Source organism: Mycolicibacterium frederiksbergense (assembly GCF_012223425.1).
Classification (GTDB): domain Bacteria; phylum Actinomycetota; class Actinomycetes; order Mycobacteriales; family Mycobacteriaceae; genus Mycobacterium; species Mycobacterium frederiksbergense.
Map to the genome: position 1 here is coordinate 3,230,569 of NZ_CP038799.1, position 22,521 is coordinate 3,253,089.

22 protein-coding genes are annotated in these 22,521 nt (G+C 67.8%); 12 read left to right on the forward strand and 10 right to left on the reverse strand.

From position 1 onward, the window contains the following. Positions 1–32: 32 nt before the first annotated feature. Genes aztB through aztD form a run of 3 tightly spaced genes read left to right on the forward strand, consistent with a single transcriptional unit; the run spans position 33 to position 4,186 of the window. Positions 33–2,030 carry a zinc ABC transporter permease AztB gene (gene aztB, locus EXE63_RS18590; RefSeq protein ID WP_168143124.1) on the forward strand — a complete coding sequence of 666 codons (1,998 nt, stop codon included), beginning with the start codon at positions 33–35 and terminating at the stop codon, positions 2,028–2,030. After that, positions 2,027–2,938, forward strand: a complete 912-nt coding sequence (gene aztC, locus EXE63_RS18595; RefSeq protein ID WP_168143125.1) for a zinc ABC transporter substrate-binding protein AztC — start codon at positions 2,027–2,029, stop codon at positions 2,936–2,938. The genes aztB and aztC overlap by 4 nt, the downstream gene beginning before the upstream one ends. A gap of 39 nt (positions 2,939–2,977) precedes the next feature. Beyond that, positions 2,978–4,186: a zinc metallochaperone AztD gene (aztD, locus tag EXE63_RS18600; protein WP_168143126.1), complete on the forward strand. Its 1,209-nt coding sequence runs from the start codon at positions 2,978–2,980 to the stop codon at positions 4,184–4,186. Between the two features lie 48 nt (positions 4,187–4,234). Here the strand turns inward: aztD and EXE63_RS18605 are convergent, their stop codons facing one another. Beyond that, positions 4,235–5,377 (reverse strand): GTP-binding protein, encoded by a 1,143-nt coding sequence (locus EXE63_RS18605; protein ID WP_168143127.1) that lies wholly within the window; start codon positions 5,375–5,377, stop codon positions 4,235–4,237. 57 nt (positions 5,378–5,434) lie between these two features. Between EXE63_RS18605 and EXE63_RS18610 the strand changes: the two genes are divergently transcribed. From EXE63_RS18610 to EXE63_RS18625, 4 genes are read left to right on the forward strand one after another with little or no spacing between them, the layout of a single operon-like run. Then, the gene (locus EXE63_RS18610; RefSeq protein ID WP_168143128.1) at positions 5,435–6,451 is read left to right on the forward strand and encodes a metal ABC transporter solute-binding protein, Zn/Mn family; all 1,017 of its coding nucleotides are present in this window, start codon (positions 5,435–5,437) and stop codon (positions 6,449–6,451) included. After that, positions 6,441–7,205 (forward strand): metal ABC transporter ATP-binding protein, encoded by a 765-nt coding sequence (locus tag EXE63_RS18615; protein WP_234904182.1) that lies wholly within the window; start codon positions 6,441–6,443, stop codon positions 7,203–7,205. The genes EXE63_RS18610 and EXE63_RS18615 overlap by 11 nt, the downstream gene beginning before the upstream one ends. Beyond that, positions 7,206–8,066: a metal ABC transporter permease gene (locus EXE63_RS18620; protein WP_168143130.1), complete on the forward strand. Its 861-nt coding sequence runs from the start codon at positions 7,206–7,208 to the stop codon at positions 8,064–8,066. An 11-nt stretch (positions 8,067–8,077) separates the two neighbouring features. Then, positions 8,078–9,178: an Rv3575c family transcriptional regulator gene (locus EXE63_RS18625; protein ID WP_168143131.1), complete on the forward strand. Its 1,101-nt coding sequence runs from the start codon at positions 8,078–8,080 to the stop codon at positions 9,176–9,178. Here EXE63_RS18625 and EXE63_RS18630 read toward each other — a convergent pair. Genes EXE63_RS18630 through kstR form a run of 3 tightly spaced genes read right to left on the reverse strand, consistent with a single transcriptional unit; the run spans position 9,175 to position 11,295 of the window. Continuing rightward, the gene (locus tag EXE63_RS18630) at positions 9,175–9,801 is read right to left on the reverse strand and encodes a class I SAM-dependent methyltransferase (protein ID WP_168143132.1); all 627 of its coding nucleotides are present in this window, start codon (positions 9,799–9,801) and stop codon (positions 9,175–9,177) included. The genes EXE63_RS18625 and EXE63_RS18630 overlap by 4 nt on opposite strands. Before the next feature lie 36 nt (positions 9,802–9,837). Further along, a complete protein-coding gene (otsB, locus tag EXE63_RS18635) occupies positions 9,838–10,629 on the reverse strand; it encodes a trehalose-phosphatase (protein WP_168143133.1) in 792 nt (263 codons plus the stop codon). Positions 10,630–10,632: 3 nt separating this feature from the next. Further along, a complete protein-coding gene (kstR, locus tag EXE63_RS18640) occupies positions 10,633–11,295 on the reverse strand; it encodes a cholesterol catabolism transcriptional regulator KstR (protein WP_105365785.1) in 663 nt (220 codons plus the stop codon). A gap of 200 nt (positions 11,296–11,495) precedes the next feature. On the opposite strand from kstR, the gene EXE63_RS18645 reads away from it, so the two are divergent. Beyond that, complete coding sequence (locus EXE63_RS18645; protein WP_209999739.1) at positions 11,496–13,676, forward strand: acyl-CoA dehydrogenase family protein; 2,181 nt, start codon at positions 11,496–11,498, stop codon at positions 13,674–13,676. Here EXE63_RS18645 and EXE63_RS18650 read toward each other — a convergent pair. From EXE63_RS18650 to EXE63_RS18660, 3 genes are read right to left on the reverse strand one after another with little or no spacing between them, the layout of a single operon-like run. Further along, on the reverse strand, positions 13,636–14,280 hold the full coding sequence (locus EXE63_RS18650) for a TetR/AcrR family transcriptional regulator (RefSeq protein ID WP_168145652.1): 645 nt from the start codon (positions 14,278–14,280) through the stop codon (positions 13,636–13,638). The two genes, EXE63_RS18645 and EXE63_RS18650, sit on opposite strands and share 41 nt — an antisense overlap. Positions 14,281–14,294: 14 nt before the next feature. Beyond that, positions 14,295–14,870: a hypothetical protein gene (locus EXE63_RS18655; RefSeq protein WP_168143134.1), complete on the reverse strand. Its 576-nt coding sequence runs from the start codon at positions 14,868–14,870 to the stop codon at positions 14,295–14,297. Positions 14,871–14,909: 39 nt separating this feature from the next. Continuing rightward, entirely contained in the window at positions 14,910–15,965 is a 1,056-nt protein-coding gene (locus EXE63_RS18660) for a ferredoxin--NADP reductase (protein WP_168143135.1), read from the reverse strand. A gap of 149 nt (positions 15,966–16,114) precedes the next feature. On the opposite strand from EXE63_RS18660, the gene hsaA reads away from it, so the two are divergent. Genes hsaA through hsaB form a run of 4 tightly spaced genes read left to right on the forward strand, consistent with a single transcriptional unit; the run spans position 16,115 to position 19,655 of the window. Continuing rightward, complete coding sequence (hsaA, locus tag EXE63_RS18665; RefSeq protein ID WP_168143136.1) at positions 16,115–17,299, forward strand: 3-hydroxy-9,10-secoandrosta-1,3,5(10)-triene-9,17-dione monooxygenase oxygenase subunit; 1,185 nt, start codon at positions 16,115–16,117, stop codon at positions 17,297–17,299. A 2-nt stretch (positions 17,300–17,301) separates the two neighbouring features. Continuing rightward, positions 17,302–18,174 (forward strand): 4,5:9,10-diseco-3-hydroxy-5,9,17-trioxoandrosta-1(10),2-diene-4-oate hydrolase, encoded by an 873-nt coding sequence (gene hsaD / locus EXE63_RS18670; protein ID WP_168143137.1) that lies wholly within the window; start codon positions 17,302–17,304, stop codon positions 18,172–18,174. Between the two features lie 12 nt (positions 18,175–18,186). After that, entirely contained in the window at positions 18,187–19,086 is a 900-nt protein-coding gene (gene hsaC / locus EXE63_RS18675) for an iron-dependent extradiol dioxygenase HsaC (RefSeq protein ID WP_105365779.1), read from the forward strand. A gap of 2 nt (positions 19,087–19,088) precedes the next feature. Continuing rightward, positions 19,089–19,655, forward strand: a complete 567-nt coding sequence (gene hsaB / locus EXE63_RS18680; RefSeq protein WP_168143138.1) for a 3-hydroxy-9,10-secoandrosta-1,3,5(10)-triene-9,17-dione monooxygenase reductase subunit — start codon at positions 19,089–19,091, stop codon at positions 19,653–19,655. A gap of 106 nt (positions 19,656–19,761) precedes the next feature. On the opposite strand, the gene EXE63_RS18685 is transcribed toward hsaB, so the two are convergent. Genes EXE63_RS18685 through EXE63_RS18695 form a run of 3 tightly spaced genes read right to left on the reverse strand, consistent with a single transcriptional unit; the run spans position 19,762 to position 22,448 of the window. Continuing rightward, on the reverse strand, positions 19,762–20,748 hold the full coding sequence (locus tag EXE63_RS18685) for an Rv2253/PknI dimerization domain-containing protein (protein ID WP_168143139.1): 987 nt from the start codon (positions 20,746–20,748) through the stop codon (positions 19,762–19,764). After that, complete coding sequence (locus tag EXE63_RS18690) at positions 20,729–21,532, reverse strand: alpha/beta fold hydrolase (RefSeq protein ID WP_168143140.1); 804 nt, start codon at positions 21,530–21,532, stop codon at positions 20,729–20,731. Before EXE63_RS18690 ends, EXE63_RS18685 begins: the two co-directional genes overlap by 20 nt. Before the next feature lie 13 nt (positions 21,533–21,545). After that, the gene (locus tag EXE63_RS18695) at positions 21,546–22,448 is read right to left on the reverse strand and encodes a LysR family transcriptional regulator (protein WP_209999753.1); all 903 of its coding nucleotides are present in this window, start codon (positions 22,446–22,448) and stop codon (positions 21,546–21,548) included. Between the last annotated feature and the right edge of the window lie 73 nt (positions 22,449–22,521).

Here is a 22,521-nt window from a genome sequence, read left to right on the forward strand (position 1 = left end):
AATGACATTCATTACTGCTAAGAGTGTACGGCATGACGCACTGGCTGATCGACCCGTTCCAGGCCGACATGGTCCTTCGGGCACTGGTGGCCGGCGTGATCGCCGCGTGCCTGTGCTCCCTGGTGGGGTGCTGGGTCCTGTTGCGCCGCAGCGTATTCCTGGGCGAGGCGATGACGCACGGCATGCTGCCCGGGGTCGCGATCGCCGCGCTGCTGGGGGTGAGCCTGATGGCCGGCGGGCTGGTGGCGGCGCTGGTCATGGCCTTCGGGGTCGCGGCAATTGGGCGTTCCTCGAAGCTGGCCTCGGATACCAGCATCGGTCTGCTGCTGGTCGGCATGCTCGCCCTCGGCGTCATCGTGGTGTCGCGGTCACAGAGCTTCGCGGTGGACCTCACCGGCTTCCTGTTCGGAGACGTCTTCGCGGTGCGGACCAATGATCTCGTCGTCCTGGCGGTGGCACTGCTGCTGACCTTCGTCGCCGTCGTCGCCGGCCACCGAGCTTTCGTGGCGGTGACGTTCGATCCGCGCAAGGCCGCCACCCTGGGCCTTCGCCCGAACCTGGCAATTCCCGCGATGACCGTGCTCATGGCGGTGGCCATGGTGGCCTCCTTCCACGTCGTGGGCACGCTGCTGGTGCTCGGACTGCTCGTCGCGCCGCCCGCTGCCGCGCTCATGTGGGCACGCTCCATCCCCCGGGTGATGGTGTTGTCCGCGGTGATCGGCAGTGCGGCGGTCTACCTCGGGCTGATGATCTCCTGGTACGCCGGTACCGCGGGGGGAGCGACCATCGCCGGTGTCGCGGTGCTGCTGTTCTTCGCCTCGACCGCGCTCGCATTGCTGCGCAACCGCTGGAAGCCCGTCGCGGCCGTCGCCGCCACGGCGGTGGTCGCGGTGGGCTGTTCCAGCACGCAACCGCCCCCGGCGCCGCCGGAGACCTCCTCGGCCTCAACCGGCGACGGGGTGGACATCGAAGACGGCGCCCGCGAAATCGACGGTGCGCTGACCAAGCTGGTGCTGGTCGACCCGACCACCGGAGCGACGTCGGTGTATGACGCCGTGGACGAGATCGAGACCCAGATCGGTTCCTACGGAGCGGTTTCTGCGCTCTACGGGGACGGTCGATTCGGCTATCTGCGAACGGGGGAGCGGACGGCCGTGGTCGATGCCGGCGCGTGGACCTTCGACCATGGCGAGCACTACCACTACTTCGCCAGCGAACCGGCCGAGGTGGCGACCCTCGATCTGCCGGTCGCGGCGGTGGCCGCAAGCAGCTCCACGGTGGCGGTCCGGTCGGAGTCCGGTGTGGTGGACCTCTTCGATCGCGAAAAGCTCGGCACCAAGGCGATCGAAAGCGCGGAGGGGCTGACGGCCCCACCGGACACCGCGACCGTGGTGCCCTACGGCAGCAGGATCGTCTCCGTGTCCAACGGCGGTCGGATCCAGGTCACCGGTGACGCCGGCACGAGCGAACTCGATGCTGAATGTGCCGGCCCGACCTGGGCCAGGGCAACCCGCAAGGCGGTCGTCTTCGGCTGTGAGAACGGCGCGGTCCGGGTCACCGGCGGCGAGAAGGATCTCACCGTCACCGCGATGCCCTATCCCGCAGACGCACCGGCGCAACATCCGGCTCAGATGGAACACCGGGACCGCTCCGATGTATTCGCCGGGGTGGCCGAGGGAACGGTCTGGGTGCTCGACAGCCGGCAGCGCGCCTGGACGCCCATCCCCGTCCCCGATGCCATCGCCACCAATACCGCCGGTGACGGAACCGTATTGGTGCTGCGCCGGGACGGAAGCCTGAGTTCCTTCGATGTCCAGACGCGTGCCGAGACTGCGCGGATCCCCCTGATCTCCGGCGGAGTACCCGCCGAGGGGCCGCAGCCGGTCGTCGATCTCGATTCCGACCGTGCCTATGTCAACAACGCGGCAGCCAAGGAGATCTACGAGATCGACTATGCCGATGGGTTGCGGATCGCTCGCACCCTGCGCACCGAGGTCACGCCGGGACTCATGGTCGAGGCCGGCCGGTGACACGGCGGGCCCTCGCATCACTCGCGGCTCTGATCAGCGTCCTGGCCACCGCCTGCGGCGGCGGGTCCGGCGGTGGCAGCGGCGAGATCGTGGTGACCACCAACATTCTCGGAGACGTTGTCCGCAACATCGTCGGGGACGCGGCCGCGGTCCGGGTGTTGATGCAACCCAACGCCGATCCACACTCGTTCGGAGTCTCGGCCCGGGACGCCGCCGCGATGAACGGCGCCGGCCTCATCGTCTACAACGGTCTCGGACTCGAAGAGAACGTCACCCGCAACGTCGAAAGTGCTTCCTCGCAAGGTGTGTCGACGCTCGCGGTCGGCGAACGCATCGACCCGATCACGTACGCCGAGGGCGACAGCGCGGGCATGCCGGATCCGCACTTCTGGACCGATCCAGAACGGATGATCGCCGCCGTCGATGTCATCGAGGAAGCGATCGTGCGCGATGTCGCCGGTGTCGACGTCGACGCCGTCATCCGCAACGCCGAGAACTATCGCGCACAACTGCGCCGCCTCGACGACACGATGAGCCAGGGTTTCGCCGCGCTCCCACCGGACCGGCGCAAGCTGGTGACCAACCATCATGTGCTGGGATATCTGGCGGAGCGCTTCGATTTCGAGGTGATCGGTGCCGTGGTGCCCAGCGGCACCACACTGGCCGCGCCGAGCGCATCCGACCTGCAGTCGCTGGTCGGCGCGATCCAATCCGCCCGGGTGCCAGCCATCTTCGTCGACTCGTCGCAGCCGGAGAAGCTGGCCCGGGTGCTGGCACAGGACGCCGGCGTACAGGTGCAGATCGTGCCGCTCTACAGCGAATCCCTCAGTCCGGCCGGCTCGCAGGCCGACACCTACCTCGACATGATGCGCGCCAACACCGACGCCATCATCACCGGACTGAGATAACCGCAGATCTCACGACCCCCAACAAAAGGAGCAACAATCATGTCCAATCCGCGGTGGTTGTACCGCGTCGGAGCCGTGACGTTCACGGCGGCGGCGCTGGCGGCATGTTCGTCGGGCACCGAAAGCTCCGACAGCACAGGAACTTCCGAGACCTCGGGTACCGCCTCGGCGGTGCCGAGTGCGCCGATCGCCGAGCCGCTGGTGACCACCTACGACGGCGGACTGTATGTCCTCGACGGCGAGACCCTCGAGGTCAAGCAGGACATACCGCTCGATGGATTCCTGCGGATCAATCCCGCCGGTGATCACGGCCACCTCCTGGTCACCACCACCGATGGCTGGCGCATTCTGGACGCCGCCGGTGGCACGCTGACCGACGACACGTTCCCGGGCGCGGAGGCGGGCCACGTCACCCCGCACGGCGAGAACACCGTGCTGTTCGCCGACGGCACCGGCGAGATCACCGCCTTCGATCCGCACGCGCTGGAGGCCGGCGGCATGCCCGAGACCCGGAACTGGAAGACCCCCGAACCGCATCACGGCGTTGCGGTGATCCTTACCGACGGCACACTTGTCCACTCGCTCGGCAACCCGGACACCCGGGTCGGGGCCGTGGCGCTCGAAGGCGACCGCGAGATCGCCCGCAACGAGGAATGCCCGGGCGTGCACGGCGAGACGGTGGCCGCCGACGAGGTCGTCGTCATCGGCTGCGAGAACGGTGTCCTCACCTATGCGAACGGTGAATTCACCAAGATCGCCAGCCCGACCCCGTACGGCCGGATCGGCAACACCCGTGGCCATGAGGACTCGCCCGTGGTGCTGGGTGACATGAAGGTCGACGCCGATGCCGAGATGGAGCGGCCCAACCAGTTCTCGCTCATCGACACCACCACCGACCAGCTGAAGGTGGTCCCGCTCCCCGAGGGGGTGAGCTACTGGTTCCGTTCGCTGGGGCGTGGGCCGCAGGCCGAGGCCCTCATCCTGGGGACCGACGGCAGGCTGCACGTCTTCGATCCGGTGACCGGCGACCTGGTCACGTCGATCGAGGTGACCGGGCCGTGGACCGAACCCGACGACTGGCAGCAGCCGGCCCCGGCGGTGTTCACCCGTGAGGACGCGGTCTATGTGAGTGACCCGGCGACCAAGCAGATCCACCTGGTGGATCTGGCTGCCGGCACGGTGACCGAATCGGTGACGCTGGAGCAGACCCCCAATGAGCTGAGTGGCGCGGTCGGCCACGATCACTGAGACTGCTCGGGAACCGGCCGGAGGCAGCGCCTTCGGCCGGTTCTCCTGTCAGTGTGAATGTTGTTGGGTCACACCCCAGGCGGGGAGCGGGTCGGCGTAGGTCAGCCAGGCCCGTTCCCCTTCGGCGACTTCGTCGTCGGTCAGGATCGCCTCGTCCAAGAGGCGGTGAACCTTGTCGCGGTCCAGTTTCACGCCGATGAAGACGATCTCCTGGCCGGGGGTGATCTCGGTATTCGACCAGTACTGGGCCGGTTCGATCACCAGGTTCGGCCCGGCCTGTGACCAGATGGCGGCGATCGTGGGGCGGCTGGCGATCCAGCAGAACCCCTTACTGCGCAGCACTCTGGTGGTCTGGGCGAGTGCGTCGGCGAGACGCTGGGGGTGGAAAGGCCGGTCGGACCGGAAGGTCATCGAGCTGATGCCGTACTCCTCGGTCTCCGGTGTGTGACCGTCGGCAATCTCCTCGTCCCAGCCCGGCGATTGCGCCGCGGCGATCGGATCGAACAGTCCGGTGCCCAGTACCTCACCGATCTCGACGACACCGTGATCGGTCCTGATGAGCTTCGCGGTGGGGTTGAGCCGGCGCAACAGGGTTTCGACCGTGCCGAGTTGGGACGGGCTCACCAGGTCGGTCTTGTTGAGCAGCAACACATCCGCGAACTCGACCTGATCGGTGAGCAGATCGGCGATGCTGCGAGCGTCACCCTCACCCGCGGAAAGGTCCCGGTCGGCAAGGGATTCGCCTCTGGCGATCTCGGCCAGGAAGGTCGAGGCGTCCACCACCGTGACCATGGTGTCCAATGTGGCGAGCTGTCCCAGCTGGAAGCCGTCCTCGAACTCCCACTCGAAGGTGGCCGCCACCGGCATCGGCTCGGAGATCCCGGTCGACTCGATGACCAGCTGGTCGAACCGGTTCTGCCGGGCCAGCGTGCCGACCGCCTCCACCAGGTCCTCACGCAGGGTGCAGCAGATGCAGCCGTTGGTGAGTTCGACGAGCTTCTCGTCGGTGCGTTCGAGGTGTCCCTGTCCGGCGATCAGGGCGGCGTCGATGTTGATCTCGCTCATATCGTTGACGATGACCGCCACGCGGCGGCCCTCGCGGTTGGTGAGAATGTGGTTCAGCAGCGTGGTCTTGCCCGCTCCGAGAAAGCCGGACAGCACGGTGACGGGAAGTAGGGCGGGGGCTGTCATGATGCTCCTTATTGAAAATGATTATCAATAAAGCATCCTCCGATGCGGCGTTAATTAATGCAAACGGTTATCGTTATCGGCGTGATCACATCTGTGTCGTCCCGCGCGCTGGCCGCGGGCCTGCTCCTGGCCGTTCCGTTCGCTCTCAGCGCCTGCGGGACGAGCGATGACACGGCTCCGGCGTCGACCGCGGCCCAGGCCGGGGACTGCCCGACCGAGCCCGTCGAGGTCGTGGTCAGCGTCGACCAATGGGGCAAGATCGTGTCGGCACTCGCCGGGGCGTGCGCCGACGTGACCACGGTGCTGTCCGGCTCCTCGGTCGACCCGCACGATTTCGAACCGACTCCCTCGGATGCGGCGGCCTTCGAGGGTGCCCAGTTGGTCGTGATCAACGGCGGCCACTATGACGAATGGGCCGCCAAGCTCGCCGAGAGCACCGCCCCGGACGCGCCGGTCGTGGATGCGATGGCAATCCTCACCGGGGATCACGAGGGTCACGATCACGAGGGGCATGAGGAGCCCGGCCATGAAGGGCACGGCGATGGCGCCAACCCGCACGCCTGGTACAGCCCGGTCGCGGTCACCGATGTGGCCGAGGCCGTCACCGCGAAACTGACCGAACTCGCCCCGGCCGCAGGCGAATACTTCAGCGCCCGCAACACCGAGTTCACTGCGGCGATGCAGCCCTACCGTGATCTCATCGCCGAGATCAAGGCCGGCGCAACCGGCAAGAGCTACGCCGCCACCGAGAGCCTGTTCGACGATATGGCCGCCGAACTCGGGCTGGCCAACCGCACCCCGCCGGGCTACCAGGTGGCTTCGTCGAACGAGTCCGATCCCTCGCCGGCCGACCTCGACGCATTCCTGCGGCTGCTGTCGGATCGCGGCGTCGACGTGCTGATCTACAACACCCAGACCGAGGGCTCGGTGCCCCAACAGCTGCGCGCCGCCGCCGAGTCCGCCGGGGTTCCGGTGGTCGATGTCACCGAAACTCCTGCGCCGGGCGCGCCGACGTTCGAGGCTTGGCAGGTGGACCAACTCACCGCCCTTGCCGAGGCTCTCGGTGTCCGATAACGCGCTTGTCTTCGACGATGTCAGCGTCGTCCGCGGCGGCCGGCTGATCTGGTCGGAAGGCACCTTCGCGATCCCCGCCGGCGGCATCGTGGCGGTGATCGGATCGAACGGCTCGGGCAAGTCGACGCTGCTGCAGGTGGTCCTCGGCCTGCTGCCGGTGGCATCGGGCACGGTGCAGGTGCTCGGCGGGCGGCCCGGGGCGAACAACGATGCCATCGGGTACGTGCCGCAGGATTATGTGGCCGGTGCCGGCGAGGCGATCCGGGCGCGTGACGCCGTGATGCTCGGGCTCACCGGCCGCCGGTGGGGGGTGCACCGTGCCACCGCGGCCGACCGGGCCCGCGTCGACGAGGCGTTGCGGGCCGTCGAGGCCGACGAGTTCGCCGACCGGCGGGTGTCCGAGCTGTCCGGCGGCCAGCGCCAACGCATCGCCCTGGCCAATGCCCTGGTGTCCCGTCCGCGGCTGCTCATCCTCGACGAGCCGCTCGCCGCGCTCGACCTGCGTAACCAGCACGAGATCGTCGCGCTGCTGTCCCGGCTGAAGTCCGAATACGACGTGACCATTCTCGTTGTCGCCCATGATCTGAATCCGCTGCTGTCGGTGCTGGACAGTGCGGTGTACCTGCTCGACGGGCACGCCCATCACGCCGCCATCGATGAGGTCGTCGACGCCGATCTGCTGACCCACCTCTACGGCACCACAATCCAGGTCGCCAATACCCTGCAGGGCCAGCTGTACATGAGGAGCGGGTAGATGCCGGGCGGCACCGCGCAGGTCTATCTCGCGCTCGGCTATCAGGAGAACTGGTGGCAGATCCTGACCTCGGCGTTCATGCGCAACGCCTTGATCGGTGGGACTCTGGTCGCCCTGGCTGCCGGGCTGATCGGCTATTTCATCATCGTGCGCAACACCGCGTTCGCGGCACACGCACTGGCCCACATCGGCCTGCCGGGGGCAACCGGTGCTGCGTTGCTCGGCCTTCCGGTGGTGCTCGGACTGGGCGTGTTTTGTATCGGCGGAGCGCTGGTGATCGGGGCGATGGGCAAGCGCGCCGGTGACCGCGAGGTCACCACCGGCACGGTGTTGGCGCTGGCGACCGGGTTCGGGCTGTTCTTCAACTCGCTGGCCAGCAAGAACTCGTCCACGCTGACCAACGTGCTGTTCGGCAATCTGCTGGCGATCACCCATCAGCAGCTGCTGACATTCGCCGCTCTGCTGTTGGTGATCGCCGCGACCGTCGCAATCGTCTACCGCCCCTTGCTGTTCGCCTCGGTCAACGCTCAGGTTGCCGAGGCCAAGGGCGTGCCGGTACGAGCCCTGTCGGTCGTCTTCATGGCACTGCTCGGACTGTCCGTGACGATGGCCGTGCAGGCCGTCGGTACCCTGCTGCTGTTCGCTCTCGTCGTCACGCCGGCCGCGACCGCGATCATGCTGACCGCGCGACCGTTGGCCGCGATGGCGATCTCGACGGTGATCAGCCTGCTCTCGGTGTGGGCGGGCCTGGCGGTGTCGGCAGTTTTCAACATGCCGCCGAGCTTCGTCATCGTCACCATTGCGTGCGTTATCTGGCTCGCGGTGTGGTCGGGTAACCGGATCGGTGCCGTCGTCCGCTAGCCTCAACAGGCATGTCCAGAAGTCCGGCGCCGCGCAGGCGCGCGACGCTGGCATCGTTGGCTGCCGAACTCAACGTGTCGCGCACCACCATCTCCAATGCCTACAACCGGCCGGATCAGTTGTCGGCCGATCTGCGCGAGCGGGTGCTCGCCGCGGCAAAGGATTTGGGTTACCCGGGCCCGGACCCGGTGGCGCGTTCGCTGCGCACCCGCAAGGCCGGTGCGGTGGGCCTGATGATCACCGAGCCGCTGAACTATGCGTTCAGCGATCCGGCAGCCCTGGATTTTGTTGCCGGACTTGCCGAATCGTGTGAGGAGGCCGGGCAGGGTCTGCTGCTGGTCGCGGCCGGCCCCAACCGCAGCGTCGACGACGGATCGGCGGCCGTGCTCTCGGCGGGTGTCGACGGATTCGTGGTCTACTCGGCCTCCGATGACGACCCCTACCTGCCGGTTCTGCTGCAACGCCAGCTGCCGATGGTGGTCGTCGATCAACCCGGGGATGTCCCCGGTGCGTCGCGGGTCTGCATCGATGATCGTGCGGCGATGCGCGAGCTGGCTGAACATGTTGTGGGACTTGGCCATCGTGAGATCGGCCTGTTGACGATGCGGTTGGGGCGGGAATGGCCGCATCCGAGCACCAAACCCATGGTCGCTGACCCGCAGCGGCTCGACTCGCCGCATTTCCATGTCCAACGTGAGCGGGTGCACGGGGTGTACGACGCGATGAGTGCGGCCGGACTCGATCCGGCATCGGTGACCGTGGTCGAGAGCTATGAACATCTGCCGCAGTCCGGTGGTGCGGCAGCGGAGGTGGCACTGGCCGCCAATCCGCGCATCACCGCGCTCATGTGCACCGCCGACGTGCTGGCGGTCTCGGCCATGGACTACCTACGGGCGCACGGCATCTTCGTGCCGGGGCAGCTCACGGTGACCGGTTTCGACGGCGTTCCCGAGGCGCTGGCGCGTGGTTTGACGACGGTCATCCAGCCGAGCATGGAGAAGGGCCGGCGCGCGGGCGATCTGCTGCACAACCCGCCGCGCTCGGGTCTGCCGGTCATCGAGGTGCTGCCCACCGAGATAGTACGGGGGCGGACCTCCGGTCCACCGGCCTAGCGTGTGCGCCGGGCCAGCACCACGTCATCGTGGGTGTGCTGCCCGTCCGGTCCGGCCGGCACGTCCCGCAGGCGTCCGCGGTCGACGGTGACATCCCAGTCCGCGCCGAGCAGGGCGACCACATCGTCGTGCAACAGATAGACGGCCGGATCGAATCCGTGCGATTTGGCCAGCTCGACGTCGATATCGGCATGGTGGACCACCAGCAGGAGACCGCCCGGCGCGACGGCGGCCAGCAGGGCCCGTTCGGCGTCCCGCCCGGGGGAGTGCAGCAGCGCGGGGTAGTGCGCGGTGACGAGGTCGAAACCGCCTTCGGGCACGTCCAGGTCCTCCAGTCGGGACCGGATCCAGGTCACCGTGACACCCGCCTGATCCGCGGCCGCGGCGGCCCGGTCCAGGGCCACCTGGGAGACGTCGAGGGCAGTGACATCCCAGCCCTGGCCGGCCAGCCACACCGCGTCGGCGCCCATGCCACAACCGATATCGAGTGCCGAACCCGTTGGGCGTCCGGCGATCTCGGTGATCACGACGGGGTTGGGGCGCAGTTCCGGTAGCTGATCCAGGAAGGAGTTGTAGCGCTCGTCCCACTCGTCGAACAGGGCGTGTGTCGGCATCTCGGTCATGGGTCCAGGATGCGCGGCCGGCGGGCCGATCGGCAATCAGTCTTGCTGATCTGGCAATCGGGCATCGGCCAGGTACTGCAGCACCGCCGCCACATCGGCGGGGGTGTCGACCCGGTAGCCGGCCAGGGTGTCACCGGGCCCGATCTTGATGCCGACATCGCCGTCGCGCATCCGCCGGAACGCCTTCTCGTCGGTGACGTCATCGCCGAGGAAGACCACTGCCGTTGCCGCACAACGGTTCCGCAGGATCTCGATGGCCTCGCCCTTGTCGGTCACGATCACCGCGAACTCCAGCACCGCCTTCCCCGCGGTGGTGTGGGCGTCCCAGGATTCGGCGGCCGCGGTGGCCAGGGCGAGTGCGGCCGCACCGTCGGAGTCCGACGCGTTGCGCACATGCAGCGCCACGCTGGCGGGTTTGGTCTCGACGGTCACCCCGGGACGGCCGGCGGCAATGGCGTTGAGCTCATCGATGATTCGGGCCAGCAGTGCGGTGTCGATCTCGTGGGCGAATCCGGACACATTCCCCGAGTCGCTTCGCTCCGGCCCGCCGGTCTCGAATTCGGCGCCGTGGCTACCTACCGCCTGCACCGCAGCCGACATCCCGGACAGCTCGCGCAGCACGCCCAGCGCCCGCCCGGAGATCAGGGCCGCGGCGGTATCGGGCAGGGCGGCCAGTGCTTCGAGCGCGGCGGCGGCCGCCGGCAGCGGCCGGGCATCGGCGGGGTTGTTCACGATCGGCGCGAGGGTGCCGTCGAAATCGGAGGTGACCAGCAGGCGCGGGGTGGCCGCAGCGGCGGTGAGGGCGCACTGCAGATCGGGGTCAAGCACCCCTCACACCTTAGGTTGTTCTCCGTCGCCGATGAGCAGCCGGACCGCCAGGTCGAGCCGCTTGGCCACGTCGGTGGCCGAGGCGCGCCGCGTCAGCCAGGCCAGCAGGTTGGACAGCCACACATCGGAGATGACGCGGGCGATGTGGTACTGGTCCTCGGTGGGTTCGCCCTCGCTCATCGCGCGCGCGAACATGGAATCCATCAGCTTGCCGACATGATCGACCTCGCCGGCGGCCGACGCGTCGGCGAAGACGAACGCACGGGTCATGGCCTCGGTGAGCAGCGGGTTGCGCTGCATCGACCGGTTCAGCCTGCCCACCATGATGTTGAGCCGCTCGTACGGGGTGCCGCCGGTCAGGGTGGCGCGGTCGGTCTTGGCGTCGATGCGTTCGAACTCCCGGCCCAGTGCGGACACCAGCAAGTGCACCTTGGACGGGAAGTAGCGGTACAGGGTCCCGACGGCGACATCGGCGCGTTCGGCGACGGCCCGCATCTGGACGGCCTCGTAGCCGCCCTTGGAGGCGATGGCCAGGGTGGCGTCCAGGATGCGCTTGCGGCGTTCGCGCTGCGCTTCGGAGCCGAGCTCGGATTCGGAGAGAACGGCCACAGCCATCACCTGACGGGGTGAGTCAGAACCCGATCCGGGTTGTGCAGGCGACGACATGTGGCGGACAACTCCTTCGTGATGCGCTTAAGGGGAAAACGATACGCATGCCGACTGTTGATCGCTCACCTCCCCGCTCGGAGATCACAACGGCGCGTCGCGGCCGTGGCCGTGGTCGACTTGACGTCCGCACGCTGGCACTATTAGAACACGTTCTAGTGGGAAGCGGAGTCTTCTCACCCAATGGCTAGGAGTCGCCGGTGTCCGTGTTGTCAGTGCAGGCCGACACATCCGATGAGATTGCGGCCCGTGAGCTGGTCCGTAGCTGGGCCGGGAGCTCCGGAGCGATCGAGGCGACCCGCAATGTGGAGCTCGGTGACCCCGATGCCTGGCGGGCCCCATACAGCGCCTTCGCCCAACTAGGGGCATTCGGTGTGGCGGTCCCCGAGGAGTTCGGCGGGGCGGGTAGCACCATCGGCGATCTGCTGGCCATGGTCGACGAGGCCGCGGCCGCCCTGGTACCCGGTCCGCTGGCCACCACCGCGCTGGCCACCCTGGTGGTCGACGATCCCGCCGTGCTGGAGGCGCTGGCCGGCGGCGAGCGCAGCGCGGGTATCGCCCTGGCGTCCGATATCACCTTCGATGCGGGCACCGCGACGGGGACCGCGGCGTTCGTCCTGGGCGCGGACCCGGCCGGCGTCTTCGTGCTGCCCGCCTCCGGCGGGCAGGAGCGCAGCGACTCGGGGATCAGTCCAGTTGACAATTGGTTGCTGGTCGACGGCGCCGCCGAGGGCGTCACGGTCGAACCGTTGGAGGCCACCGACTTTTCCCGGCCGTTGGCCCGGGTGGTGCTCGCCGGCGCCCCCGCCCAGGTGCTTGGCGCCTCCGGGCAGCGGGTCACCGATCTGGTCGCCACGGTGCTGGCGGCCGAGGCGGCCGGGCTGGCCCGCTGGCTCCTGGACACCGCCAATGAGTACGCCAAGGTGCGCGAGCAGTTCGGGAAGCCGATCGGCAGCTTCCAGGCCGTCAAGCACATGTGCGCCGAGATGCTGCTGCGCAGCCAGCAGGCCGCCGTCGCGGCCGCCGACGCCGCGGCTGCTGCTTCCGGTGATGACGGCGACCAGCTGTCGATCGCCGCCGCGGTCGCCGCGTCCATCGGCATCGACGCCGCCAAGAAGAACGCCAGGGACTGCATCCAGGTGCTCGGCGGTATCGGCATCACCTGGGAGCACGACGCGCACCTGTACATGCGCCGGGCCTACGCCGTCGCGCAGTTCCTGGGCGGGCAGTCCCGGTGGCTGCGCCGCACCGTGGAACTGACCCGTGCCGGTGTGCGCAGGCAACTGCACGTGGACATCGAAGACAGCATCGTCGACGCGGACCTCTTTCGTTCCGAGATCGCCGCTGCCGCAGCGAAGATCGCCGAGCTGCCCGAAGAGGAGCGCCAGCGTGCACTGGCCGAGTCGGGGCTGCTGGCGCCGCACTGGCCCAAGCCCTACGGCCGGGACGCGACGCCCGCCGAGCAACTGGTCATCGACGAGGAACTGAATGCGGCCGGGGTGGCGCGCCCGGACATCTCGATCGGCTGGTGGGCCGCGCCGACCATCCTGGCGGCGGGCACCCCGGAACTGATCGACCGGTTCATCCCCGGCACCCTCACCGGCGACGTGTACTGGTGCCAGCTGTTCTCCGAGCCCGGCGCCGGGTCGGACCTCGCTGCGCTGCGCACCAAGGCCGTTCGCACCGAACGGGATGGCAGGGCTGGTTGGAGTCTGACCGGGCAGAAGGTGTGGACCTCGAACGCGCACCGCGCGAACTGGGGCATCTGCCTGGCCCGCACCAACCCCGATGTGCCGAAACACAAGGGCATCACCTACTTCCTGGTCGAGATGAACTCGCCCGGTATCGACATCCGCCCGCTACGTGAGATCACCGGAGAGGCGCTCTTCAACGAGGTGTTCTTCGACGACCTGTTCGTGCCCGACGAGTTGGTGGTCGGCGAGGTCGACGGTGGATGGCCGCTGGCCCGCACCACCCTGGCCAACGAGCGCGTCGCGATCGCCACCGGCGGGGCGCTGGACAAGAGCATGGAGCACCTGCTCGACGTGATCGGCGACCGGGCGCTCGACGGCGCGGAGGCCGATCGGCTGGGCACGTTGATCATTGCCGCACAAGTCGGTTCGCTGCTGGACCAGTTGATCGCGCGGTTGGCGGTCGGTGGAAACGATCCGGGTGCGCCGTCGAGCGTGCGCAAGCTGATCGGGGTGCGCTACCGCCAGGGCCTGGCCGAGACGGTGATGGACTTCCTGGACGGTGCGGGCATCGTCGATTCCCCGGACGTGCGCTACTTCCTGAACACCCGCTGCCTGTCCATTGCCGGCGGCACCGAGCAGATCCTGCTCACGCTGGCGGGGGAGCGGCTGCTGGGACTGCCGCGCTGACGGTCAGGTAACCCGTCAGCAGTCGCACCACCTCGTCCTCCAGCTGGGCGGTGTCCACTGGCGCCCCGATGAGCCGGTGCACCAGCGATTCGACCGTGGCGATGGTCAGCCGGGCCGCGAATTCCGGGTCGCCGACCCGGACGTCGGGGTGGCGGCGCAGCAGTTCGGTGACAGCCGCGACACCACGCGCCTCGGTATCGCGCAGCCGGGCCAGCAGCGCCGCCGAACGGGGTGCCTCCTCGAACAACACCCGGTGCAGCGCGGGGTCCTCGCGGTGATTGTCGATGGCGGCCCGCACGAACAGCCGCACCAGATCGTCGAGCGCCTCGGGTAGACCGTCGCGCAGCCGGTCGGCCAGCAGCGTGGTGCCGGCGTCGATGTGAGCGTCGCTCAGCGCGGCGAGGATGGCGTCCTTGTTCGGAAAGTACTGGTACAGCGAGCCGATGGACACACCCGCCGCCGCCGCGATGCGGTTCGTGGTGCCGGCGGCGTAGCCGTGCTCGCTGAAGACGCGTGCCGCCGCGTCGAGGATGTCGCGGCGGGTCTGGGCGGAACGCCGCTGTCGGGGCTGCTTGCGGGCACGGAACCGGTCGGTGGGTGCCATGTCGCCGCCGTGGGTCAGCTGAAGGTGGTCTGCGCGCACGCCGCCGGGGTGGTGAAGTTCACCCCGGAGTAGACGACCTGCACGTTCGAACACACGATGAAGCCGGCTTCGGTGGTGGGTTTGCCGGTGGCCCAGTCGGTTTGCACGGCGACGCCGTCGGTGCGGAAGCGTTCGAGGGGCCCGCCGCCGAAGTAGGTGACCGAGATCTCGTTACCGCTGACGGCCTTGAAGGATCGGGACAGGACGTTGTTGATGTTGGCGCCCTTGGTTTCCGGCGGCGCGCCCGTCGGCGCGCTGTAGCTCACTTCTTGCCACACGCTGCGGTCGGTGCTGCGCAGGGTGATGGTCTGGCGGGCCCAGAATTCCTGGGGAAAGCCGATGGGGCCCTGCGGGGTGAGCAGGTTCATCTGCGTGTTGAAGAAGCACCGTCCCTGCGCCTGCACGCAGTCGGCGGTGGCGTGCAGTTCGAGCGTGCCGCCCGGCGCCGGTATCGACGACATACCGGTGTTGGTCGCGGCCCCCGCGACAGCCGGACCGGTCAGCGCGGCGGTGGCGCAGACGGCCGCGGCCACTCCAAGAATCCTCTTCACGGCAGTTCCTCCCGGTCCGGGCGAATGTTAGCCCGGGCGCTATTCGTCGTAGGTGACTTCCACCGAATCCGACGCGGGCAGCGCCTGGCACGCCAGGATCAGCCCCTCGTCGAGATCGGACGGTTCGAGCACGTCATTGATCTCCATGTCCACATCGCCCTTGCGCATCAGCACCGCGCAGGCTCCGCAGTGGCCCTCGCGGCAGGAGAAGGGGGCGTCGAGTCCCTTGTTGAGCAGGACGTCGAGCAGCTTTGCCTTGCGCGGCCACTCGATCTCATGGGTGGTGCCGTCGAGTTCGACGATGGCCTGCGCCGGCCCGCGGTCGTCGTCCTCGTCGATCTCGATGACGACCTCGGCGAAGGGATCGGAGTCCAGGGACTTGAAGACCTCGATGTGGATGTGTCTCGCGTCGACGGTCTTCAACGCGGCCTCGGCGGCCGCCATGAACGGGCCGGGCCCGCAGATGAACGCCTCGTGCGCGGCGAACGGGCGTAGCAGGGTGGCCAGCGCGTCGGTGCTGGGCAGGCCCTGCACGGTCTCCAGCCAGTGGATGACCGTCAACCGGTCCGGGTGTGCGGCCGCGAGCTCCCGCAGCGCGGCGGCGAAGATCACCGAGTTCTCGTCGCGGTTGGCGTAGACCAGCACGATCTTTCCGCTGCCCTCGGCGAGTGCCGATTTGCAGATCGCCATCATCGGCGTGATCCCGCTTCCGGCGGCCAGCAACAGCAGATCGGTGTTCAGGTTCTTGGGCACGAAGGTGCCCGACGGGGCCAGCACATGCATCCGCATCCCGGCGTGGGCGTTGTCGCACAACCAGTTCGAGGCGTAGCCGTCGGCGGTTCGCTTGACGGTGACGGTGAGGTGTTCGTCGATGGTCGGCGCACTCGACAGCGAGTAGCAGCGGGCCACCGATCCGGTCCGCTCGCTGGGCACCCGTAGCGTCAGGAACTGGCCGGGTGCGTAGCGAAGCCGGTCTGCGGGAATGTCACTCCCGTCCGGAATCGTGAACACCAGCGAGCGGGCGTCGGCGGTCTCCTCGACGACCTCGGTCACCTGCAGTTCCAGCACATGGCTGCCGAGCGGCTCATCCGTCACAGGCCTGCCCTCATTTCCCTCATAACTAGAACATGTTACAAAACTGAACATGTGCAGGTCCAGCCGATGATTCGGCACGCTACTCGACACAAATCGTAACGTGTTCTAATCTTTGTCCAGTGCTTGATCTCGATCCGGGAGGCAATTCAGTGACGTCTATTGAACAGCGTGACGTGCAGGCGGTGCTCGCCGGCATCGATGATCTGTTGCCCAAGCTGCGTGAACGGGCCCAGGCCGCCGAAGATCGGCGCCAGGTGTCCTACGAAACCATCAACGAACTCGACGAGGTCGGCTTCTTCAAACTGCTCCAGCCCGAGCAGTGGGGCGGTCTGCAGGCCGACCCGACGAACTTCTACGAGGCGGTCCGCAGGCTGGCGAGCGCCTGCGGTTCCACCGGCTGGATCAGTTCGATCATCGGTGTGCACAACTGGCACCTCGCGCTGTTCGATCAGCGGGCCCAGGACGAGGTGTGGGGCGAGGATCCGACGGTGCGGGTGTCCTCGTCGTACGCGCCGATGGGCGCGGGCACCGTCGTCGACGGTGGCTACCTGGTGAGCGGCGCCTGGCAGTGGTCCTCCGGTAGCGAGCACGCCACCTGGGCATTCCTCGGCGGCCCGGTGATCAAGGACGGGCGCCCGGTCGACTTCGGCAGCTTCCTGATCCCGCGCACCGAATACACCATCGACGATGTGTGGCATGTCGTCGGCCTGAAGGGGACCGGCAGCAACACCGTCGTCGTCAAGGACGTGTTCGTGCCCTCGCACCGCTTCCTGTCCTACAAGGCGATGAACGACGGCACCGCGGGCGGATACGAGAACAACACCGCGCCGGTCTACAAGATGCCGTGGGGCACCATGCATCCCACCACCATCTCCGCACCGATCGTCGGTATGGCCTACGGCGCCTACGCCGCCCATGTCGAGCATCAGGGCAAGCGGGTGCGTGCGGCCTTCGCCGGCGAGAAGTCCAAGGACGACCCGTTCGCCAAGGTCCGCATCGCCGAGGCGGCCAGCGATATCGACGCCGCCTGGCGCCAGCTGATCGGCAACGTCGGCGACGAGTACGCGTTGTTGCAGGCGGGCAAGGAGATTCCGTTCGATCTGCGCGCCCGCGCCCGTCGCGACCAGGTGCGTGCCACGGCCCGCTCCATCGCCTCGATCGACCTGCTGTTCGAGTCGGCCGGCGCCACCGCACTGGTGACCGGCGCTCCGCTGCAGCGGTTCTGGCGTGATGCCCACGCCGGCCGGGTGCATGCCGCCAACGAGCCCGAGCGCGCCTACCTGATCTTCGGTAACAACGAATTCGGCCTGCCGCCCGCGGACACGATGGTCTGACAGTGACAGCAACGCAAGAAATTACCTTCGAATCCACCTCCCGCTACGCGGATGTGCAGGCCGGCCAGCTGGCCATGCGCTTGCACTACCACGAGGCGGGCGACCCGACCGCGCAGACCATCGTGCTGTTGCACGGCGGCGGGCCGGGCGCATCGAGTTGGTCGAACTTCGGCCGCAACATCGCCGTGCTCGCCGAGAAGTTCCACGTCATCGCGATCGACCAGCCCGGATACGGACTGTCCGACAAGCACACCGAGCACGAGCAATACAACCGGTACAGCGCCAAGGCGGTGCTCGGTCTGCTCGACCGCCTGGGTGTGCAAGGTCGGGTTCCGCTGCTGGGCAACTCGCTCGGCGGCGGTACCGCGGTGCGGTTCGCGCTCGACTACCCGGACCGGGCCGGCAAGCTCGTCCTGATGGGCCCCGGCGGACTGAGCGTCAACCTGTTCGCGCCCGACCCGACCGAGGGTGTCAAGGCGCTCGCCAAGTTCAACTACGAGCCGACTCGGGAGAACCTCGAAGCCTTCATCCGCATCATGGTTTTCGACCAGAAGCTGGTCACCCCGGAACTCGTCGACGAGCGCTTCGCGATCGCCAGCACCCCGGAATCGCTGGCCGCCACCCGGGCGATGGGTAAATCGTTCGCGGGACCGGACTTCGAGCTCGGCATGATGTGGCGCGAGGTGTTCAAACTGCGCCAGCCGGTGCTGTTGATCTGGGGCCGTGAGGACCGGGTCAATCCGCTCGATGGTGCGCTGGTCGCGGTCAAGCAGATTCCGCGCGTGCAGTTGCACGTCTTCGGTCAGTGTGGACACTGGGCCCAGGTCGAGAAGTTCGACGAGTTCAACAAGCTCACCACCGATTTCCTCAGCTAGGAAGGCACAGCGATGAGCATCAAGGCTCTTGGATACATGCGCATCGAAGCCACCGACGTAGCGGCGTGGCGCGAGTTCGCGCTCAAGGTACTCGGCATGGTCGAAGGCGACGGCTCCACCCCGGGTGCGCTGTACCTGCGGATGGACGAGATGGCGGCCCGGCTGGTCATCGTGCCCGGCGAGCAGGACCGGCTGCTGATCTCGGGCTGGGAGGTCGCCGATGCGCCGGCGCTGCAGGCGCTGCGCGAGACGCTGTCCAAGGCGGGCGTCGATTTCACCGAGGGCACCCGCGAGGAGAAATCCGAACGGCGCGTCGAGGGCCTGATCCGTTTCACCGACCCGGCGGGCAACGTGCTGGAGGCCTTCCACGGCGCCCAGTATCTGGGCCGCCGGTTCGTCAGCCCGTACGGCCACAAGTTCGTCACCGCCGAGCAGGGACTGGGGCACGTGGTGCTCACCTGTGACGATGATGCTGCGGCACAGGCGTTCTACCAAGACGTGCTCGGCTTCCGATTGCGGGATTCGATGAGCCTGCCGCCGCAGCTGGCGGGCCGCCCGGCCGATGGCGATCCGATCTGGTTGCGTTTCTACGGGTGCAACCCGCGCCATCATGCGCTGGCCTTCATGCCGATGCCCAACCCGACCGGCATCGTCCATCTGATGGTCGAGGTCGAGGAATCCGACGATGTCGGTCTCTGCCTGGACCGTGCGCTGCGCCGCAAGGTGAAGATGTCGGCGACCCTGGGCAGACACACCAACGACAAAATGCTGTCCTTCTACATCAAGACCCCCGGCGGCTTCGATATCGAGTTCGGTTGTGAGGGACTCGAAGTCGAGGACCATAGCTGGGTGGCCCGGGAGAGCACCGCGGTCAGCCTGTGGGGCCACGACTTCAGCGTCGGCTTCAAGTAGTCATGAGTTCTGCGACCATCGATCCGCGCACGTTCCGGCATGTGCTCGGGCAGTTCTGCACCGGTGTCACGGTGATCACCACCGTGCATGAGGCGACCCCGATCGGGTTCGCCTGCCAGTCCTTCGCCGCGTTGTCGCTGGATCCGCCGCTGGTGTTGTTCTGCCCGACCAAACAGTCGCGGGCCTGGCAGGCCATCGAGGCCAGCGGGAAGTTCTGCGTCAACATGCTGCACGAGAACCAGCAGCACGTCTCGGCGCAGTTCGGGTCCAAGGCTCCGGACAAGTTCGCCGGGATCGACTGGAGCCCTTCGGAACTCGGATCGCCGGTGATCGAGGGCAGCCTGGCCCACATCGACTGCACGGTGGCCTCGGTGCACGACGGCGGCGATCACTTCGTGGTGTTCGGTGCGGTGCAGTCGATGTCGGAGCCGCCCGCTCTCAAGCCGCGACCGCTGCTGTTCTACCGGGGCGAATACACCGGTATCGAACCGGACAAGAACACCCCGGCCCAGTGGCGCGACGACCTGGACGCCTTCCTCACCGCGACCACCTCGGACACCTGGCTGTAATCCCGTCGCTTCGCTCGCCCGGGGCGCTGTAATCCCGTCGCTTCGCTCGCCCGGGGCGCTGTAATCCCGTCGCTTCGCCCGCCCGGGGTGCTGGAGACCGCGGGCGCTAATCGCCGGTGCGCTGGATCCGGACGTCCAGTTCCACCTGGGCCGGGCAGTCTCCGGTGTAGTCCTGGAACGACTTTCCGGTCAGCGTCTGGATCGGGTTCTGCGGTCCCTGCGGCAGTGGTAGTTCATCGCGGGATGACTGGCGCACCTTGCCGATTCCGTCGGTGCACTGCGCGTCACCCTCGGGGAAGCTCGCGGTGAAGCGGCGGTCGCCGTACTGCATGACGAACAGGTTGTTGGTGTCGATGGTCGACATCAACGTCACGCACCGCTCACCGGTACGAAGGCAGTGGGTGGTGGCACGGTAGTCGTGCGGCGGGAAGACCTCGCCGGTGGCCGGATAGGTCTGGGTATAGGTGTAGGTGCCCCACAGCGCCGCGCCGGGAGAGGCTCGCAGCGGCGGCTCCTTCGCCGGATCCGCCGCCTCGGTGCCGGTGCCTGCTCCACTGGTGGGCGACAGGTTGACGGCACGCTTGCTGGCGCACAGGGCCGGTGCGGTCGCCCAGGTGTACTCACCGGACATCGACCCGTCGAGCCGGGGCCGCAGCGAGATGATCGACCAGCCGGTGACATCGACCTCGGCATCGCCGACCTTGCACTTGTCGGGTGCCTCGCGCACGCTCAGCCAGTCACCGTCGACGTAGTCGAACACCATCGTGAGCGCCGGTGGGCCGGACGGGTTCTTCGGATCGACCACCGACACCGTCGCAACGCATTCGGTGCCGCGGCACGTCGAGCGGGCCACCCAGGTCTCGGTGCGGGCGGTGCCGGCCACCGGCTTGCCGTCCGGTGTGGCGGTCGGGCCGATGTCGACCTTGAAGCTGCCCTGGAGCGCCGGTCCGGAAGTTGTCTCCGTCGCCGCGTCGTCGGAGCGGACGGTGAACAGGCACGCCGCGAAACCGCCGAGGATGACCGCAATGAGCGCGATCGCCGCCAGCAGTTTGACCAGTGTGCGCTTGGTGTCTTTATTCAGCCCGAGTGCCATCGCGAACAGAATGCCATCCCAGCGTCGCCGCGATGAAGGCAATGACGGTCGTGGCGACATCTCGGTGCACTGTTTCGTTGAGGATGTCGTGTTTGGCGGCGGGGAATTCGGCGATCTGCAGGGCGTCGATCTGTTCGGCATAGGCCCGCACCGGTCCCACTGGCGCAATGGGATCGCCGACGCCGTGCACCGCCAACGTCGGCACCGTGAGCGTCGGGAGCTCGGAACCGAAACGGTCCCAGGCGGCATCCAGCGCGCGGGTGAGCGGCGCGCTGTCCGCCTCGACGAAAGCCAGCGGATCGTTCTCCAGCGCGTCGAGATAGAACGGGTCACCGGACAGCCAGGACGGATCCAGATCCAACGAGGTGTCCACGTCCAGCAGGTCGGCGACCGGGGCCAGCGGAGCCCCGGAGATGATGCCCGCGCGGTAGCGTGCCGGCTGCTCCACCAACCGCAACGCGGTGACGACGGAACCAAATGAGTGGCCGGCGGCGATCAGCGGCAGGCCGGGCCGCTGTTGCTCGACGATGACGGTGAGCGCCTCGGCCAGTGCCGAGCTGTCCGCCAGGGTGCCGAAATCTCCACGGCGCCCCGGGCTGAGCCCATGGCCCAGCTGGTCGACGGCCCACAGATCGATCCCCGCGGCATTGAGCGTGAATCCGTAGCGGTGGTACAGCCCGGTGTGCTCGCCGAAACCGTGCAGGAACACGACGGCGGCCCGGGGTTCGGCGGCCGGCCAGTGCCGGTAGTAGGCGCGGGCGGTGTCGGTCTGCAGGAACGGCATGGCCTCACGATATTCAGGTCGGCCTGCCGAGCAGGGCATTACGGTCAGCGCGCATCCGATCCCGGATCGCGTCGATGATGGCCGCGACTTCGGGCCTGCGCAGCGTCTCGGCGCGGGTCACCAGCCAATAGGTCAGCGCCACCGCGACGGTCTCGGGAAGCACCCGGATCAGATCGTCATGCCGGTCGGCCATGAAACACGGCAACAGCCCCAGTCCCGCCGCCGCGCGGGTCGCCTCGACGTGGACGAAGACGTTGGTCGAGGACACCGACTGCCGCATGTTCGGGGCGAAGCCGGTGGCATGGTCGAGATCATCGACCTGCAGCATGGAGTCGATGAAGTAGACCAGCGGGTGCTCGCTCAGTTCATCGAGTCCGGTGGGCGTGCCATGTTCGGCCAGGTATCCCGCCGAGCCGTACAGGCCCAGGCAGTAGTCGCCCAGCCGGATCGCCTGCGCCCGGTGCACGGTCGGCTCGCCGACCACTACTTCGATATCGACGCTGGAGCGTTGCTGGCTGGCCCGCCGGATCGCGGCGACGATCTCCACCGACACCCCGGGATGGCTGCGTTGCACATCCGCCGCCGCGGGGCTGGCGATATAGGCGCTGAAACCGTCGGTCGCCGAGATGCGCACGACACCCTCGAGCGGACGCGGTTGGCCCGCGGCGCCACCCAGCGAGTGGACCGCGGCCTCGACCGCTTCGGCGGCGGCCAGCACCTCGCGACCACGGTCGGTGAGTTCCCAGCCCGCGCCCACCCGGGTCAGCACCCTGGTGCCGATGGCCTGCTCGAGGGCGGCGATGCGGCGCGAGATGGTGGTGTGGTTGACGCCGAGCGCTTCGGCGGCGCTGATGTAGCGACCGGTGCGTCCGACGGCCAGCAGGATGAGCAGATCGTCGGCACTCGGCAGTCCCATATCTGCATTTTTGCAGACAGGTGCTGCAGATCTGAGCATTGTTTCGATCTTGACGTGCATGAATACTCACCCG

Bases quoted from the DNA above. Each gene is read 5' to 3' on its own strand.
- hsaB (WP_168143138.1), top strand. From the start codon at position 19,089: ATGAGTTCTGCGACCATCGATCCGCGCACGTTCCGGCATGTGCTCGGG.
- hsaC (WP_105365779.1), top strand. From the start codon at position 18,187: ATGAGCATCAAGGCTCTTGGATACATGCGCATCGAAGCCACCGACGTA.
- EXE63_RS18610 (WP_168143128.1), top strand. From the start codon at position 5,435: ATGCAAACGGTTATCGTTATCGGCGTGATCACATCTGTGTCGTCCCGC.
- kstR (WP_105365785.1), bottom strand. From the start codon at position 11,295: ATGTCGTCGCCTGCACAACCCGGATCGGGTTCTGACTCACCCCGTCAG.
- aztD (WP_168143126.1), top strand. From the start codon at position 2,978: ATGTCCAATCCGCGGTGGTTGTACCGCGTCGGAGCCGTGACGTTCACG.
- aztB (WP_168143124.1), top strand. From the start codon at position 33: ATGACGCACTGGCTGATCGACCCGTTCCAGGCCGACATGGTCCTTCGG.
- EXE63_RS18695 (WP_209999753.1), bottom strand. From the start codon at position 22,448: ATGGGACTGCCGAGTGCCGACGATCTGCTCATCCTGCTGGCCGTCGGA.
- EXE63_RS18630 (WP_168143132.1), bottom strand. From the start codon at position 9,801: ATGACCGAGATGCCGACACACGCCCTGTTCGACGAGTGGGACGAGCGC.
- EXE63_RS18625 (WP_168143131.1), top strand. From the start codon at position 8,078: ATGTCCAGAAGTCCGGCGCCGCGCAGGCGCGCGACGCTGGCATCGTTG.
- EXE63_RS18620 (WP_168143130.1), top strand. From the start codon at position 7,206: ATGCCGGGCGGCACCGCGCAGGTCTATCTCGCGCTCGGCTATCAGGAG.
- EXE63_RS18690 (WP_168143140.1), bottom strand. From the start codon at position 21,532: ATGCCGTTCCTGCAGACCGACACCGCCCGCGCCTACTACCGGCACTGG.
- EXE63_RS18650 (WP_168145652.1), bottom strand. From the start codon at position 14,280: ATGGCACCCACCGACCGGTTCCGTGCCCGCAAGCAGCCCCGACAGCGG.
- EXE63_RS18605 (WP_168143127.1), bottom strand. From the start codon at position 5,377: ATGACAGCCCCCGCCCTACTTCCCGTCACCGTGCTGTCCGGCTTTCTC.
- EXE63_RS18685 (WP_168143139.1), bottom strand. From the start codon at position 20,748: ATGGCACTCGGGCTGAATAAAGACACCAAGCGCACACTGGTCAAACTG.